Source organism: Oleiharenicola lentus (assembly GCF_051660365.1).
GTDB lineage: Bacteria > Verrucomicrobiota > Verrucomicrobiia > Opitutales > Opitutaceae > Lacunisphaera > Lacunisphaera lenta_A.
Genome location: NZ_JBOZXB010000001.1, coordinates 307707 through 323680 on the forward strand (window position 1 = coordinate 307707; position 15974 = coordinate 323680).

Sequence of the window (15974 nt, forward strand, 5' to 3'; positions counted from 1 at the left end):
TGGAAGGTGCGACGCGGCTTTCGCTTTATTCACTCCACCGCGTGACGACCGTCGCGCGGCCGGGTAAGTCAAGTTGCGTGCCGTCCGCTGAGATGCGCGCTCCGGGGCTTTGCCACAGCACGGTCGGCTTTGCGGCACCGTTGACTTTCAAAGCAAGCGCGGTGGGCGCATCGCCGGTGTTGGCATGCACAGTCACAAAACCGCCCGGGCCACTCAGCACTCGCTGGAATACCCGCGGCGTATAATGCGCAAATCGCACCGGTAATCCGGCGAGGTGCGGCGCGAGCAACGTGCGCAGCAACGAAGCGAGCGGTTTAAAATCTTTCGATTCGCGCGCGCCCAAGCCAATCGGGGCCGGAATCCAATACGCGGTGCCTTCGCCGAATTTATGCTGCGTCGCCGTGATCCAACCCGATTGCGTGCCAATGGGCGTGGCATCGTCGGGTCGCAATTCGCTAATCCACAGATGCGCGGGAACGGTGAGCGCGGGCGACTGCAACTCGAGCGGGCAAATGTTCGCGAGCAAACGCACGTCGCGCAGCTGCCCGCCGAGCACTTTGCGCAAAGCAAATCCGGTGAGTGGCTGGAAATTGACGAGGTCATCGTAGAGTCCGGTTAATCCCGTCGCGAGCAACGTATGCCCGGACGCGACAAATTTCTCAATCGGCGCAGCCTGCGCGGCGGTGAGCGTCGTGACGTGCGGCAGGATTGCGAAGCGGTGCTCCGACGCGGGCGCATCCCATTCGTAATCGTCCATGAACTTCAGGCGCGCGGGAATGCCGAGTTCCTGGAGCGCTTGGTAAATACCGTAAGCTTCGAGCAGGTGCGCCATCGGGCCTTTGCCCGGTTCGGCGTCGATCAGGCCCTTGAGCTTCAGCCCAAGGGTTTCCGTTTCGAGGCTCATCAATATCGTCACCGGAGTTTGCCACGGCGAACTCGCTTCGAAAAAATCCGCGCTCGCGTGTAGCGTGCGGGTGGCCTCCGCGATCGCCCGCAAACGATCGGTCGGTTCGTTTTGAAAATCGAGCAGGCCCCACTCGCCGGCCTCGTAATCCTGCAGCCGATGATTCAACAACCAGTAGATCACACGGTCAGCCCCCGCGCCGATCGCGGTCCAGAAAATCTGCGCGAGATCATCGGCATTGAGATTACGCGGATAAGTCATGCCCGCGTAAATAATGCTGCCGCCCTGGGTTTCAGTTAACCAAAACGGTTTGGGCTCGATGGAGCCGCGCGCGATTTCGCAGCTCAACGAAACCCCGAGCGCAACTTGGTCCGGCGCGAACATCCCGAGATGCCAGGGCGGGTGCACGCCGCAGCCAAACGTATCGAGGAAATCTCGCCACTTCGGCAAATCCAGACTCTGCCCGGCGTGCGGCCCGGGAATATTGGCGATGTAATTATGGATGCCGTGGTGCGGATCGATTTCCTTGATGCGATCCGTGACCCAGCGGAGATACCACGTATTGTGCTCGCGGTAGAACGTGTAGAAATCCACGAACGGCACCGAGCGAATCCAGATGTGCATGTGCACGGCGGCTCCCGTCCAGCGCACGTCGTATTCGATCGCGGAGAAATCGGAAAAGTCCGTGCGCCACACTTCGTTGAGTTTCGCGATATTGACGTATTTGTCCCGCAACCAGTCGCGAAAGCGGCCCATCGCAAGCGGCGTGCCGGCGGGAGTCACGGAGTTTTCATCGAGGTGCAGCCAGGTATCGAGGGCCGGACTGTCCTTGTAACGCGTGACGAGCGCCGTGACGTAGTCGGCGATGATTTTCATTTCGGCCTCGTCTTTCGGCAGGTAGCGCGCGTGCAAATTATACGGCATCCCCCAGTGCGCGGGCATCGAGTCGGTCTGGAGCGACGCGACAAGTTTGATGTGATATTTTTCGGCCGCGCGAAACGCCCAGTCATAGAGCGTGAAATCATACACGCCGCGCGACTTCTCGAGGTATTGCCACACGAGCAGGATGCGTGCGCATCGCAGGCCGTTCTCAGCCAGCTGGCGAAACCAGCCGTCAATCTGCGCTTCGGTGTGGCCGGGTTCGACCCAGATTTCGGCACCGATGAGTTTGCGCGGGACGGGATCAGCTAACGAGAGTGATTTCGACATTTTGGGGTGTGCGCAGACTTTAGCACGTCGTTGGCGCAGCATCGTTCAATTGGTGCATTTAAGACGAAATCGAACACCGAAACTTGGTGGTTCGTTTCGACACCAGCAGGCCTCACGACCTGGTTTACTCTTCGGACATTTACAGGCTATCACGCGGGCCGCTGCCGTAAGCCTGAGTGAACACACGGTGGAATTGGGCGTAGCTGCCGAACCCAGCCGCGTAGGCCGCCTCGGCCATCGTCCTCTGATCCGCACCGTGATAAAATTCGAGAAACCGCCGCAGTCGCACCGAATTACGGTAGCGATTTAAAGGCACCCCCAGTTGCTGCGCGAACAAGCGGCTCAGGTGCGTTTCGCTCGCGCCGCAAAGCTTGGCGAGTTGCGGCAGAGCGTGTTCGTTCGTGGATTCACTGACCAATTCCAGCGCCTTGCGCACCGCGGGATGCAGCGCATCCGCACGCTGCATGGCGTGCCCCACGCGTTGCGCGCGCCAGCAGAGCAACAGCAAGTGATGGAGGCCGGCGTTCAGTCCGTCTGGATCCGCATGCTCAAAACGAAAACCCGGGCTCTGGCCGAAGCCGGCTTCGCGATTGAGCACGTCGGCATCCTGGGCCCCGACCATGACGGAATCCATGGTCTTGCAGACGAGATCGAACGTTTCGGGATCGAGCCTGGTGTGCAACACGCCCTCCAAGCCGACGCCGTCGTTGGACAAAAATGCATACGCTTCGCCGCTGCACGCGCGTTTGATCAAACTTTGTTTGAATACGGCGACGTAGTTTTGCTGGCCCACGGTGCGATCCACCAACTGGTGTTCCTGGCCGGGGAAGAGCCACAGCAACGAACGCTTCTCGAAACGAAAACTCCGGCCATCGACCACGTAGGTAATGGCTCCGCGCAACACGACATTCAGTTCAAGCTCCACATGGCGGTGACTTTTGATCCGCGGCGGGTTGCGCGCAGATTCTGCGAGAAAGAGCATGCCATCGTAACGTGGCCCGAGCTTGAGGTCTTCCAACATAACGCAAAAAATGAGATGTTTTTGGTCAAGCGCGAGAAGACAGTTTTCGCATTCTGTGCGAAGGTGCTGCGGTTTACCCCAATCCGACCATGCAACCGCACGTGTTTGGCACGCTCCCTTCCGGCGAAACGATTCATCGCTACACGCTCACCAACCGCCGAGGCGCATCCTTGGATGTGATCACGTTGGGAGGAATCGTCACGGCACTACGCGTGCCTGATCGCGAAGGTCGCCTTGCAGACGTCGTGCTTGGGTTCAATCAACTGGAACATTACTTGGCCGGGCATCCGTATTTTGGTGCGATCACCGGACGCATCGCGGGGCGCGTGACCAACGGCGAATTACTTCTGGAAGGTCGCACCCTTCATCTCGCGCGCAATGACGGTAACAATCACCTGCACGGTGGCCGGGTTGGTTTGGATCGCCGCGTGTGGGCCGCGCAACCGGTGACGCGCGCGAATGGTGACGCTTCCCTCCATCTGACGTATTTGAGCCCCGATGGAGAAAATGGTTACCCCGGCAACGTTTCGATCGCGGTGACCTACACGCTGACCGCTCAAAACGAATTTGTGATCGAAACTGAGGCGACGACCGACTGCGTGACTCCACTGAGCCTGGCCCACCATTCGTATTTTAATCTCGCTGGTGAAGGTAGTGGCTCGGTCGGGCAGCACTTTCTGCAAATTCTTGCGGATAATTACGTCCCCGCCACAGCCGGCATGACGCTCGCAAATCAGTCGGCTTCGGTCGCGAGCAGCGCCGCGGATCTCCGCAAGCTGCAACGTTTGAGCGACGTCATGCCGCGTCTCTTCCAAGCGCATGGTGACCTTTATCTGCTGCGTGTGCCTTTCGCTAACCCACCGATGCAACCGACACTCGCCGCGCGCGTGGAAGAGCCCAACTCGGGTCGCGTCTTGGCAGTGTTCACCGACGATTCGTGCCTGCAGTTTTATACAGGAGCCGCGCTCGATGATTCCCTCACTGGAAAATCCGGCCGCACTTACGGCCCACACGGTGGGTTTTGCCTCGAATGCCAGGGGCATCCAAACGCGGCAAGTCGTCCTGAATTCGGCGCCATCCTGGTGCGCCCGAGCGAACCCCAACGCCGGCGCACGATCTACGCGTTTTCCACACAGTAATTTCTCACGCTGACAATTTCCCCATGAGCCACGATCACGCGACCCCCGTTCTTTCAAAACCACCCGCCAAACTGGACTACAGCCTCACCGGAGTCAGCGCCGTTGCCGCCGTCGAAAAGGGCCTCGCCGAGGCCGATTGGTATCAATGCCACGTGCCGCGCGCGACCATGCGCAGGCTCCTTGAGCGTCGCGACGGGCCGGCGATTCGCGATACGTTGATCTGGTTCGCGCTGCTGGGCGCGAGCGGCTACGCAGGATTTTTGCTGTGGGGTTCGTGGTGGGCGATCATCCCGTTTGCGATTTACGGCGTGCTCTACGCCTCGGTGTCGGATTCGCGCTGGCACGAAGGCGGCCACGGCACGGCGTTCAAAACGGATTGGATGAACAACTTTCTCTACGAAATTGCCTCGTTCATGGTGATGCGCGAATCGACCGTATGGCGCTGGAGCCACACGCGGCATCATAGCGACACGATTATTGTCGGCCGCGACCCGGAGATCGCCGTGCCGCGTCCACCCGACGTGAAGGGCATCCTCATGGCTTTCTTCAGCCTGAAAACCTATCCCGGCTATTTCCGACAGATCGTGCTGCATTCCTTCGGTCGGACGTCCGCCGACGAGAAAACCTACATTCCCGAAACCGAATTTCCTAAAATTTATTTCAAGGCGCGTCTCTACGTGCTCATTTACGCCAGCGTCATCGCCGCCGCGTTGATAACGCGCAGTGTGTTACCGCTCATGTATGTTGGGCTGACGAATCTTTACGGCTCGTGGTTGATGATCGTTTACGGGCTGACGCAACACGCCGGACTCGCCGAAAACGTCCTCGATCACCGTTTGAATTGCCGGACGGTGTATATGAATTTCGTGCACCGTTACCTTTACTGGAACATGAACTACCATGTGGAGCATCACATGTTCCCGCTCGTGCCGTATCACGCCTTGCCGCAACTGCACGAAGCCGTGAAGGCCGACATGCCCACGCCCTACCCCGGAATTCTCGCCGCGTATCGCGAAATCATTCCAACCGTTCTACGGCAGGTCAAAGATCCTGCGTATCACGTAAAACGCCAGTTGCCCGCACGCCAGACCCACACCCGCGAGGCAACCCGCAGCGCGGAAGCCCAAGCGGATCGCGACGGCTGGATCGAAGTGTGCGCCGCCGCCGATCTGGGACGCGAAGAGGTCATTCGGTTCGACCAAGGCCGGAAAACTTACGCACTGTTTCGCGATGCCGACGACCTGCTCCACGCAACGGATGGCATCTGCACCCACGGCAACACCCATCTCGCCGACGGTTTGGTGAAAGGAAAAATCGTCGAGTGCCCGAAGCACAACGGACGTTTCAATCTCACGGATGGCTCACCCGCGCGCGCGCCCGTTTGCCGCGGACTCTCGACCTATCCGCTCAAGGAAGCAGGCGGTCGGCTCTACCTCAATCCCACGCAAGCCGGCGGCGCGGGCGCGCGTGCGCAAAAGACCTATCAATTGCGCGTGGTCTCCAATCGGAGCGTCGCGACGTTCATCAAGGAACTAGTGCTCGAACCAGTCGATGCGCACCAAAAAATAGCCTTCACCCCCGGCGACTACCTCCAGATCGACATTCCGGCTTACGAAAAAATCGCCTTCGCCGATTTCGATACTCCGGAGCCGTATGCCGCGGTGTGGCGGGCACAACGCGTGTTCGATCTCGTGGCGCGTAATCCGGCGGGCGAGCCGCGCCGCAACAATTACTCGCTCGCGAGCAACCTCGCGAACGAACGCACGCTGCGTTTTAATGTGCGCATCGCCACGCCACCGCCCGGACAGGAATGCGCGCCAGGCATCGGATCGAGTTACGTCTATTCGCTCAAGACCGGCGATGTCGTCACCGCGATCGGCCCATTCGGCGATTTTCACATCAAACCGACGCAAAAAGAAATGCTCTACCTCGGTGGCGGCGCGGGCATGGCGCCCTTGCGCGCGCATCTCTCGCAGTTGCTCGAAACGAATAATTCGCATCGTAAAATCAGTTTCTGGTATGGCGCGCGCTCACGGCAGGAAATTTTCTACGACGACTATTTCGCCACGCTCGCGCAGGCACATCCGAACTTCAGCTTCCATCCCGCGCTGTCTTCGCCGCTACCCGAAGACGCGTGGAGTGGCCCGACGGGATTCATTCACGAAGTCGCGTTGGAACATTATTTGCGCGCGCACCCAAATCCCAAAGCCGTCGAATACTACCTGTGCGGCCCGCCGATGATGATCCGCGCCTGCACCAAAATGCTCACCGAACTCGGCATCGCGCCCACCCAGATCGCTTACGACGAGTTCTAAGAATTTTAGCGCGCGGTCCAGCCGCCATCGATCGAAATGGCGGTTCCTGTAATGGACCTCGCGGATTCGCTGCAGAGAAAAAGTGCGACCGCCGCGATCTCTTCCACTTCGATGAAGCGCTTGGTGGGTTGGACCGCGAGGATAATGTCTCGAATGACTTTTTCCCGAGGCAGGCCATGCACCTTCGCCTGGTTTTCGATCTGCTTTTCGACGAGTGCCGTGCGCACGTATCCCGGACAAATCGCGTTGCAGGTGATGCCGTGCTCGGCGGTTTCCAGCGCCACCGCCTTGGTCAACCCCACCTGACCATGCTTCGCCGCCACGTAGGCGCTTTTAAACGGCGACGCCACCAACCCATGCGCGGACGCCAAATTAAGAATGCGCCCCCACCCGCGCCGTTTCATGCCCGGCACAGCCGCTTTGATGGCGTGGAAACTTGAATTCAAAACCACGTTTTGAATGGCCGACCAATCTTGCTCGGGAAATTCCTCCACTGGCGCGACGAATTGAATGCCGGCGTTATTGACGAGGATATCCAACGCCCCGAATTCCTGCTCTGTATCAGCGACCAACCGGCGGACTTCGTTAGCCTCCGCCACGTTGGCTCCATGATGACGCACTTGATTGGGCCGCATCGCGAGCTCTGCGCACAACTGCTTGATCAAAGCATCATCTCCAAATCCGTTGAGCATGACCTTGGCTCCTGCTTGCGCAAAGGCGCGCGCGATCCCCAAGCCGATGCCGCTGGTCGATCCCGTGACGAGCACAGTTTTTTGAGACAGGTTTTCCATTTTCAGTTCTCCGGCAAACTCACCTCAATTGAACAGCAAAAGCGCAGCCCGTTTTTTGCCGAATCTCGTCAACCGTCACGCCTTCGTTGAGCTCGATCAATACCAGGCCTCCCTCCGTCTTTACCTCAAACACGCAGAGATCGGTGATGATGAGGCTGACCACTCCTTTACCAGTGATCGGCAGCGTGCAGTGTTGAAGAATCTTCGGGCTGCCATCTTTCGCCGTGTGCTCCATGACGGCGACGACCCGGCGCACGCCAGCGACCAAGTCCATCGCGCCGCCGGGGCCTTTCACCATTTTTCCCGGAACCATCCAATTGGCGATGTCGCCGTTATCCGCCACCTCGAGTGCGCCGAGAATCGACAGATCCACATGACCGCCGCGGATCATCGCGAACGAGTCGGCACTTGAGAAAAATGCCGACCCGGGAATTGTCGAAATCGTCTGTTTGCCCGCGTTGATCAGATCCGGATCGATTCTGTCTTCGGTCGGGAAAGGCCCAATGCCCAGCAGCCCGTTTTCCGACTGCAAGGTCACGTTCATCCCCAGCGGAATAAAATTGGCCACCAAAGTGGGGATGCCGATCCCGAGGTTGACGCAGTAGCCATCGCGCAGTTCTTGCGCCGCGCGTCGAGCCATCGCTTCGCGAACCGGGCTCTCTTTTTTCGAGGAGGCACTGCCTTGGACAGTTCTAAACTCGATGCGTTTTTCGTAATGAGCACCTTGAATGATACGATCCACGTAGATGCCGGGCGTGTGAATGGAGTCGGGATCGAGTTCGCCCACTTCGACCAATTCTTCGACTTCCGCCACGCAGACCTTGCTGCAGGTTGCAATCATCGGGTTGAAGTTGCGGGCGGTTTTACGGAAGACGAGATTGCCGAACTTGTCGCCTTTCCACGCTTTCACGAGCGACACATCCGCTTTGATCGCCGGTTCGAGAACACACTCTTGGCCATCGAACATTTTGGTTTCCTTGCCCTCTGCGAGCTTCGTCCCGAAAGCCGTGCGCGTGTAGAAACCGGGAATGCCGGCGCCACCGGCGCGCAACCGCTCGGCCAGTGTGCCCTGCGGAATGAGTTCAAGTTCGAGTTCCCCCGCCAGCACTTGGCGCTCGAACTCTTTGTTCTCACCGACGTAGGAAGCCATGACCTTCTTCACTTGGCGCGTGCCCAACAACACGCCCATGCCGAAACCATCCACCCCGGCATTATTGCCGACGATGGTCAGGTGCTTCACGCCACTGTCGCGCAGCGCGGTGATCAAATTTTCGGGAATACCACACAGACCAAAACCGCCCGCAGCGATTGTCAGTCCATCTTGCAATAAGCCCGCAAGGGCCGTCCGGGCATCGGGGTAAACTTTGCTCATGATTATTTTTAACCCACACCACACAGCCGGCCAAGACTCCCGGCGCAAGATTCATATGTTTAATCTGTGAGCAATCGCCTGGCATCAGATTTTTTAGAACGTGTGCGTCGTTAGAGATTTCACCCGTGTCGATTTCCGTTCACGCTGACTTCATGAAAACTCCGGATCAGATTCACCGGGTCGCGATTGTCGGCACTGGGTTGATCGGCTCAAGTTGGGCCGCCTTCTATTTAGCCCGCGGTTTGACCGTGATCGCAACCGACCCCGCGCCGGATGCGGAACAAAAGCTCCGCCACTACATCGACCACTGTTGGCCCGTGCTCGAGCAACTCGGGCTCTCGCCCGGCGCTTCGCGCGAGCGGTTGCACTTTACGTCAGACCTCAACGCAGCGATCGAGAAAGCCGACTTTGTGCAAGAGAACGGGCCCGAACGCGAAGAATTCAAAGTGCAGTTATTTGCGCGAATGGATGCCGTCGCGCCTGCCGACGTCATTCTCGCTTCCAGCACCTCTGGGCTAGCGATGACGGCCATCCAACGTGATTGCGCGCATCCCGGCCGTTGCGTGGTCGGCCACCCTTTCAATCCGCCACACCTGATTCCACTCGTCGAAGTGGTCGGTGGGCAGGCGACATCGCCGGACACCATTGAATCCGCACTTAATTTCTATCGCCGGTGCGGCAAGCATCCCATCCACATCAAAAAAGAAATCCCCGGCCACGTCGCGAACCGGTTGCAGGCCGCGTTGTGGCGTGAAGCGGTTCATCTCGTCAACGAGGGCGTCGCCACGGTCAGCGATGTCGACGCGGCAGTTTCGTGGGGCCCGGGATTACGGTGGGGCCTGATGGGCCCGCACCTGATTCTTCATCTGGGCGGCGGCCAAGGTGGCATGAGTCATTTTCTCGATCACCTGGCGGGACCATTCTCGCGCTGGTGGCAGGATTTGGGATCACCGGAACTCACGCCTGAAGTGCAAGCCAAGTTAATCGCCGGCGTGAACGCGGAAGCCGCGGGACGCTCCATCAACGAGCTCGAGGCCGAGCGTAATCGCCTCCTCCTCGGATTGCTCAAGCTGCGACGCCACGAATGAGTTGCCGCTCGCATCGCGCGCAACCTGCTTTAGCCGCTGACGAGTTGGCTTTGCTCATTCGACAGCGACGGAGGCATTTCGCAGTGCGCTTCTAAATTCTTTCGGGCTGCGGCCCATTTGTTCGCGGAACCGGCGATTGAAATTTGAGAGCGTGGGAAATCCGGAAGCGTAAGCGATCTCGGCGACCCCGAAATCATGGGTTTGCAATTGCTGTGCTGCATGGCCGACCCGCAATTCATTCAGCACCACCGATACATTGCGACCGGTCGAGCGTTTGAAAAAACGGCTGAACGCAGCGGGCGTCATCGACGCGGCGCGGGCGATTTGTTCGAGAGTGATCGGGTTACGAAAACGCCCGAGCATAAACGCATACGCGCGCGCGAGTCGTGACTCCGCCTGCAAATCGAGCCGGGGCGCGTAACTTTCCGTGGCGAGCAAGCGCGCGCGGGCCCCCGCCAATTCGTCCAGCAGCGCGAGCAGTTGAACCAGGGCAGGCAGCCCTTGCAGCTGAGGCAATGCGGTCAACTTTTCGACTACGCGAGGGAGCCGCGCGGCAGAAAACGCCAGCCCGCGGCCCGCCCGTTCGATCAACCGTCGCACGCGTGACATTTCGGGAGCCGCCATAAACTTTGCCCCCAAGAACTCCGCTCGAAATTGCACTACTATGGAGTGCGCCAATTCGGGACGGCGGCGACCCACCTGAGTTTCGTTGTGCCAGAAATGGGGCAGGTTCGGCCCAAGCAAAACTAGGTCTCCCGCCGCAAAGGGTTCGATGCTGTCGCCGACAAACCGTCGGCCTTGGCTCGAGAGGATATACGTCAGTTCAATCTCCGGATGAAAATGCCACGGCGCGCCAAAGCGGGTCAGTTTCCGTTCATCCACGCGAAATGATCGTCCCGCCACGGGCACCAGATTTTCGAATTGCGCGCGCACGCGTCTGTTTCCGCTTTTATCGCCCCACAGACAAACGAAAATACGCATCGTAAGCATTTAAAGCTCAGAAATGGACAAACGCCGCGGAGACGAACCGCACGAGGCAAGGTATGATTCTAGAAATTATCCCCGCCTCGCCATGTCTCTCCTCTCTTATTCTTCTTATCGAAATCTGCCGGCCGTTGCCGGGATCGCATCGCTCGAGGAAGCGATGCGCATCGGTCTCTCGATTGAGGACTGCGTGCTGCGCTTAAAGCGGCAGCACTGGATGCTTCGTCGGCTGCATGAAACTTTTATCAAGCGGCTCACTGCCGAGCCGATCTATGAGTTAAAAATGATTTTCAGCCTGCACGCGCACTACTGCGCAGAGCATACCGGCGCCTGGCGCAAACGCGTCGGTGAAATGCGCGAGCCACCTCTGGGTCTGGATCACACGCCCTCCGCGGCCTTGGATCTGGTGTTCGAAGAACTGCTCGCCGCCCCGACCACGGAGGCGCTGCTGGCTGGCGTGTATGCAATCGTGCTCCCCGAATTGCGGTCCTCAATCCAGCACCACATGGCGGAGAGCAATCGCCTCGTCGACCACCCGACCTTTCGTATCTGCCGGTTCGCGTTGAGTGAAGTCGATGAAATGATCCAAACCGGCAACGCCTGCATTGCGCGACTCTCCACCACAGAGTCGGGATCCCAATTGGCTCCTTGGCTGGCCTTCCTACGCGAACTGCTTTCGAACGACGAAAACGCGCCGCTGCCGCCGCGCCAGTTCTCCGCCACGCCAGCGCCATTCGATTCCGTGCCGCGCCGCGACGAACGCTTCCAGGATTCCTACAACATGGCCGTGCACGCGGAGGCGTTTCTTTATGATGAGACCATGCCGCCGGAGCCGAAGCCGCTGATGCTGTATTATAAACGGCTCCGCGAAATCGATGTGCCCGAGATGATGGCGTCGATCATCGCGGAGACTCCCGACAAACCGTGGGCCTATTACGTGGATATGACGCGGCAGTTGTGGGACGAGGCGCGTCATGCCATCATGGGCGAAGTTGGCTTTGTGCGCGCCGGGATCGACTGGCAAAAATTTGTCCAGGTGAACTTCACGTGGTCGCTCGCGCTCAACACCCGGCTTAAGCCACTTGAGCGTCACGCGGTGCTTTATTTTATCGAACAAGGATTGATGCCGAAAACCGGGAAGCGTTTCGAATGGGAAGTGGGCATCGCTTCGGGCGATCCCTACTCCGCCATGATTCAGGATTATGACTGGGCCGACGAAGTGTTGCATGCGCGCATCGGTCGCGATTGGTTTGTCTCAGCGATAGGCGACAGCAAAAAAGCCATCACTTACGGTGATCAGTGTTGGTCAGGCGTCTTGCGCGACTTGCCGAGCTATAAAACAAACGGCCTGACGCAGAACGAAAATTGGTGGCCCGCCCTCTATGCAGAATGGTGCCGGGTTCAGGGCCACTTTCCCAATTCGCGTGTGTTCGGCTACTCAACAGGATACGATTCAACAAGGGCAGACCTAGCCGATATCAGCGCATCCAGCTGACTATCTTTGCGGCCACGCGGTGTCGGGCGCAACTTGGTTCGCGTGTTTTGTCATTAAACCTCACATCAACGGCCAAATGCCCAAGGCGAGCCAACGGGCGAACTCGGGTCGCGGATGTCTACTGCCTTTATCACGGCGGGCGGAGTGATTTCGCTGACATGTCCCTCCGCGCTCGCGGCGAGGCACATGCCTTGATCGGCCTGAACGCTGAGCAAAGCATCTCCACCGACATGGGCCAATATTCCGTCCATTGTAATTACCGGATAAATAGCAACGCCCAGTCGCGACGCGCCGACAAGAAATCGAGAGAGTCGCCTTATCTTGCCTTCGTCGGAAGTGAACAGGGTGCACGCCATTGAAGCGAGATTCCAGCCGGCAGAAAACCCAATGATTCCGATGCGATTTTCATCGATCCCTACTTCCTTGGAGCGAGCCCTCACCAAGCGCAGCGCACGCCGCACATCCTGCAATGGCGCAGGATGACCGTGGTCATGGAGCCAATACCCGTCGGGCTGATTTCCTGCCCATTCTGAAAGCACTCATTCCTGAACTGCTCGCGGTTCGTCCAGACCGTGGAGAGATTTCTTCCACGTTTTGCGTCGCGATGTGCGACAGTATTTCGATTCCTTCCGCGAGTGGCAGCAGGGTAGTGTCTGTGTAAGTGGAATCGCTTAAGCGCAGACTTTTGTGCTGCGCAAGTAGCACGATAGTGCGCTCAGGTGTTTCGACAAAATCAAAGCATCGCAACTTTCCACCCATGCTTGCGGGCACTTTCGGTGAGCTCGGTGAGGTTGGCGGCATTAAGTTTCGTCATCACGTTGGCCCGGTGAAATTCCACCGTGCGTGCGCTTACGTTCAACAAGTCGGCGATCTCGCGATTGGAGAGCCGGCGCAATAAATGCGTCAGCACTTCCTGCTCGCGTCGGGAGAGCACTTTCCCCGCAGCCAGTGGCTTGCTCTTCTCACGTGAAATCGCATCGCGGAAACGCGGCGAAAAATACGAATGGCCGGCAGCCACCGCCTTGACCGCTTCGCCCAATTCCTCCGGCTCCGCATCTTTTTCCAAATAACCCTCGACGCCACTTTCGTGAATGCGCGTCACGACCAGCGGATTAGTCAGCGAGGTGAGAATCAACGAATTGATTTCAGGTTGGATCTGGCGCACGGCGCGAACTAGTTCGAGTCCGTCCATGCCGGGCAGATGCATGTCTACCATTAGAAAATCCGGTTTGAGTTCGCCGGCAATTCGCAAGCCTTCCTCGGCGCTCGTGGCCACGCCGACGACCTCGAATTGGGGAAGCGACTTAAACCACTCCACCAGAAACGCGCGAAACATTGTTTGATCTTCGACAATGAGGGTGCGCACCCGCGCGCCTGTATTTTCAGCAATCATGAAATCTCTCCTTCGCGCGCGGGCAGTGCCGCGAGCAACGTCACGCGCATCTCCGTGCCGCCGCTTTCGACGGTCACAGCTTCGAGCGTCGCGCCCAGCGCTTCGCCGATTTCCTGCACCAGTCGCAATCCCATCCCGCCACCGTCGTCGCCCGTTTCTCCGCGGAGCCGCGCTCGCACACCGGCAGGCAAACCGGGCCCATCGTCTTTGACCGCGATCATCACATCGTCGTCTACGAGACGCGCCGAAATTTCGACGCGGGCGCGGGCAAATTTCACGGCATTGCCAACCAGGTTGCGCACCATCGTTTGTGCGAGCACGAGATCGGATCGGATCATCAAATTCTCCGGCACGTTCGTCACTAGCGCCACCCCGCGGCGCATCGCGAGCGGTTGGTGCAAGGCCACGACGGGCGTCACGACATTATTCGTCGAGAGCACATTCATCAACGGACGCGAGCCGGTGCGCAAACGCGCCCACAGCACAATGTCCTCGATCAACAGCAGCATTTGCCGGCTCTCGCCGGCGGTCTCACCGGCGAATCCGCGCAACGCTTCGGCCGATTCCACCGACACTTCGCGTTGACGCAATTGCTCCGCGCGTTTTGCCAGCGCCGCGAGCGGACTGCGCAGATCATGGCCGAGAGCGATCAACATGCGGTCTTTGTCCGTGTTCGCATCGGCAAGTTCGCGGGTGCGCTGCCGCACTTCATCTTCGAGTTCGCTGGCATACGCTTCCTGCATCGCGCGACGTTGCTCGGTTTCTTCCGCGAGCCGCTGTTGCGTTTGCGCGAACCGATTCGCCACCGCGAGCGAGAGCAACAGCATCTCGAGAGCCGAACCAAGCATCAGGCCTTTCATGCCCGCGTCCTGAAGATAATTCACGCCGAACCAGAACGCGACAATCGGCAGCATCCCGACAAACAAACAGCCAAACGAGAGCACGAAAAATCGCGCCTGCGCAGCACCTGCCCGCCACGCCTGAATCGCCAACCCGAGCAGCAAGGCGTGCGCGATCACAATCCCCACGGCAATCACCGACATCCACCCATCGTAACTTGTCCAAGGAATCGTGCCCGCGCCCACCACCAACGCGGCCAGCACACACACTAACCACCGCGCCCAACGGTCACCGCCCGGCACCAGCGTTTTGAGATCGAGAAATGTTCGGGCAAATTGAATTAAAAACACTCCACTCACTGCAGCCGAACCGGCCACCAGCGTTTGCACCCAACTCAGCGGCCACGCCCAGCCCAGCGCCGAAGGCTGCGCTCGCGCCAGGGCCATGAACGTCAGCACTCCACCCAGGTAGAGAATATACCACCGGATATCGTTAAACCGCAGTCGCGCCCACAGCACGAGGTTGTAACCCAACAGCGCCAACAAGCCGCCAAAATACACGCCTTCGGACAACAACCGGCGGCCTTGCAGTCCATGGAACGCTTCCTCGTCGGCCCACCATTCAGGTCGCACGACTAACACCGATTGGTTTTCAAAACACAGATACGCCTCTGCCGATCCGCCCGCTGGCACGTTGATCAGGAAAGCGAGTTCCCGCCCCATGCGCGTGCGTTCGCTTCCCCGGAGGCTTATTCCGGTGCGCTCGTAATGCCACTGGTGCTTCTCTGCGAGCGCGACGTCCCCGCCGGAAACTGAAGTCCAGCATCCGACTTGATCGATAAAATTGTCTCCCGCGGCGATGATCCCTGCGATGGGTCGGTCGCCGGGGTTTTGAAACGTTATCCTCAACCAAATGGCCCCGCCTTGGTAGCTCCACACGGCATTCTTTCCGGTCGGCAATTGCCACCTATCCGAGGGAAATCCGCGCACCTCTTCAAACGTCGCGCGGGCGTCGCGATCTTTTAACCAATGCACGCTTTGAATGGCCGCTTGCGCGGCGCGCGACTGACCGGGCGTAGCCGGTTTGAGGAGCAACACCTCATCCGGCGGACCGCCCGCAAACCCGAATAAGAGCCAGCCGAGCCCTCCGGCGACAGCCACGAAGACGCAGAATACTGAAAGCCAGGATAAGCGACGCGTGCGGGTCATTGTGCCGCGTGACGGTCTGGCGCTGCACACCCTACTGCAAGCCAGTCTTCGCCCCAAAACCTAGTAGTTTTTACTAGGTTTGGGACGTTGAGGCCTAGGACCATCTCCCCAGCACTATGTTGGCGCAATCTTTCCGCCCACTTCGCGAGCCATCCGCTCTTCGAAAGGGCCGAAGCTACGCCTTCAATTTCCGTGCACACCCTCTCGTCTGAATT

Annotated in this window: 12 protein-coding genes; 4 read left to right on the forward strand and 8 right to left on the reverse strand. The window is 58.8% G+C overall.

The annotated features are described in order from the left end of the window. Positions 1-25 precede the first annotated feature (25 nt). Both ACRRQW_RS01125 and ACRRQW_RS01130 read right to left on the reverse strand, forming a co-directional pair. The gene (locus ACRRQW_RS01125) at positions 26-2113 is read right to left on the reverse strand and encodes a beta-galactosidase (RefSeq protein ID WP_438479366.1); all 2088 of its coding nucleotides are present in this window, start codon (positions 2111-2113) and stop codon (positions 26-28) included. Positions 2114-2252: 139 nt separating this feature from the next. Continuing rightward, positions 2253-3134 carry a helix-turn-helix domain-containing protein gene (locus ACRRQW_RS01130; protein ID WP_438479368.1) on the reverse strand — a complete coding sequence of 294 codons (882 nt, stop codon included), beginning with the start codon at positions 3132-3134 and terminating at the stop codon, positions 2253-2255. Between the two features lie 89 nt (positions 3135-3223). On the opposite strand from ACRRQW_RS01130, the gene ACRRQW_RS01135 reads away from it, so the two are divergent. After that, positions 3224-4273, forward strand: a complete 1050-nt coding sequence (locus ACRRQW_RS01135; RefSeq protein WP_438479370.1) for an aldose epimerase family protein — start codon at positions 3224-3226, stop codon at positions 4271-4273. Positions 4274-4296: 23 nt separating this feature from the next. Next, a complete protein-coding gene (gene nqrF, locus ACRRQW_RS01140; RefSeq protein ID WP_438479372.1) occupies positions 4297-6588 on the forward strand; it encodes an NADH:ubiquinone reductase (Na(+)-transporting) subunit F in 2292 nt (763 codons plus the stop codon). A 5-nt stretch (positions 6589-6593) separates the two neighbouring features. On the opposite strand, the gene ACRRQW_RS01145 is transcribed toward nqrF, so the two are convergent. Together ACRRQW_RS01145 and ACRRQW_RS01150 are read right to left on the reverse strand one after the other, a co-directional pair. Further along, on the reverse strand, positions 6594-7379 hold the full coding sequence (locus ACRRQW_RS01145) for a 3-hydroxybutyrate dehydrogenase (RefSeq protein WP_438479374.1): 786 nt from the start codon (positions 7377-7379) through the stop codon (positions 6594-6596). A 19-nt stretch (positions 7380-7398) separates the two neighbouring features. Further along, positions 7399-8751, reverse strand: a complete 1353-nt coding sequence (locus ACRRQW_RS01150) for a 3-oxoacid CoA-transferase (RefSeq protein WP_438479376.1) — start codon at positions 8749-8751, stop codon at positions 7399-7401. Positions 8752-8903: 152 nt separating this feature from the next. Between ACRRQW_RS01150 and ACRRQW_RS01155 the strand changes: the two genes are divergently transcribed. Beyond that, entirely contained in the window at positions 8904-9839 is a 936-nt protein-coding gene (locus tag ACRRQW_RS01155) for a 3-hydroxyacyl-CoA dehydrogenase NAD-binding domain-containing protein (protein ID WP_438479378.1), read from the forward strand. A 54-nt stretch (positions 9840-9893) separates the two neighbouring features. On the opposite strand, the gene ACRRQW_RS01160 is transcribed toward ACRRQW_RS01155, so the two are convergent. Further along, entirely contained in the window at positions 9894-10463 is a 570-nt protein-coding gene (locus ACRRQW_RS01160) for a helix-turn-helix transcriptional regulator (RefSeq protein WP_438479380.1), read from the reverse strand. Positions 10464-10911: 448 nt separating this feature from the next. Here ACRRQW_RS01160 and ACRRQW_RS01165 point away from each other — a divergent pair, with 448 nt between their 5' ends. Continuing rightward, positions 10912-12318 (forward strand): hypothetical protein, encoded by a 1407-nt coding sequence (locus ACRRQW_RS01165; RefSeq protein ID WP_438479382.1) that lies wholly within the window; start codon positions 10912-10914, stop codon positions 12316-12318. Between the two features lie 65 nt (positions 12319-12383). Here ACRRQW_RS01165 and ACRRQW_RS01170 read toward each other — a convergent pair whose 3' ends face one another. The 3 genes from ACRRQW_RS01170 to ACRRQW_RS01180 form a co-directional block, all read right to left on the reverse strand. Next, positions 12384-12857 (reverse strand): alpha/beta hydrolase fold domain-containing protein, encoded by a 474-nt coding sequence (locus ACRRQW_RS01170; RefSeq protein ID WP_438479384.1) that lies wholly within the window; start codon positions 12855-12857, stop codon positions 12384-12386. Positions 12858-13051: 194 nt separating this feature from the next. Beyond that, positions 13052-13711, reverse strand: a complete 660-nt coding sequence (locus ACRRQW_RS01175; protein WP_438479386.1) for a response regulator — start codon at positions 13709-13711, stop codon at positions 13052-13054. Further along, positions 13708-15711 carry a sensor histidine kinase gene (locus tag ACRRQW_RS01180; RefSeq protein ID WP_438479388.1) on the reverse strand — a complete coding sequence of 668 codons (2004 nt, stop codon included), beginning with the start codon at positions 15709-15711 and terminating at the stop codon, positions 13708-13710. Before ACRRQW_RS01180 ends, ACRRQW_RS01175 begins: the two co-directional genes overlap by 4 nt. Between the last annotated feature and the right edge of the window lie 263 nt (positions 15712-15974).

Excerpts from the sequence above, each read along its gene's own strand:
- ACRRQW_RS01175 (WP_438479386.1), bottom strand. The coding sequence starts at position 13,711 with ATGATTGCTGAAAATACAGGCGCGCGGGTGCGCACCCTCATTGTCGAA.
- ACRRQW_RS01135 (WP_438479370.1), top strand. The coding sequence starts at position 3,224 with ATGCAACCGCACGTGTTTGGCACGCTCCCTTCCGGCGAAACGATTCAT.
- ACRRQW_RS01150 (WP_438479376.1), bottom strand. The coding sequence starts at position 8,751 with ATGAGCAAAGTTTACCCCGATGCCCGGACGGCCCTTGCGGGCTTATTG.
- ACRRQW_RS01155 (WP_438479378.1), top strand. The coding sequence starts at position 8,904 with ATGAAAACTCCGGATCAGATTCACCGGGTCGCGATTGTCGGCACTGGG.
- ACRRQW_RS01130 (WP_438479368.1), bottom strand. The coding sequence starts at position 3,134 with ATGTTGGAAGACCTCAAGCTCGGGCCACGTTACGATGGCATGCTCTTT.
- nqrF (WP_438479372.1), top strand. The coding sequence starts at position 4,297 with ATGAGCCACGATCACGCGACCCCCGTTCTTTCAAAACCACCCGCCAAA.
- ACRRQW_RS01145 (WP_438479374.1), bottom strand. The coding sequence starts at position 7,379 with ATGGAAAACCTGTCTCAAAAAACTGTGCTCGTCACGGGATCGACCAGC.
- ACRRQW_RS01125 (WP_438479366.1), bottom strand. The coding sequence starts at position 2,113 with ATGTCGAAATCACTCTCGTTAGCTGATCCCGTCCCGCGCAAACTCATC.
- ACRRQW_RS01160 (WP_438479380.1), bottom strand. The coding sequence starts at position 10,463 with ATGGCGGCTCCCGAAATGTCACGCGTGCGACGGTTGATCGAACGGGCG.
- ACRRQW_RS01165 (WP_438479382.1), top strand. The coding sequence starts at position 10,912 with ATGTCTCTCCTCTCTTATTCTTCTTATCGAAATCTGCCGGCCGTTGCC.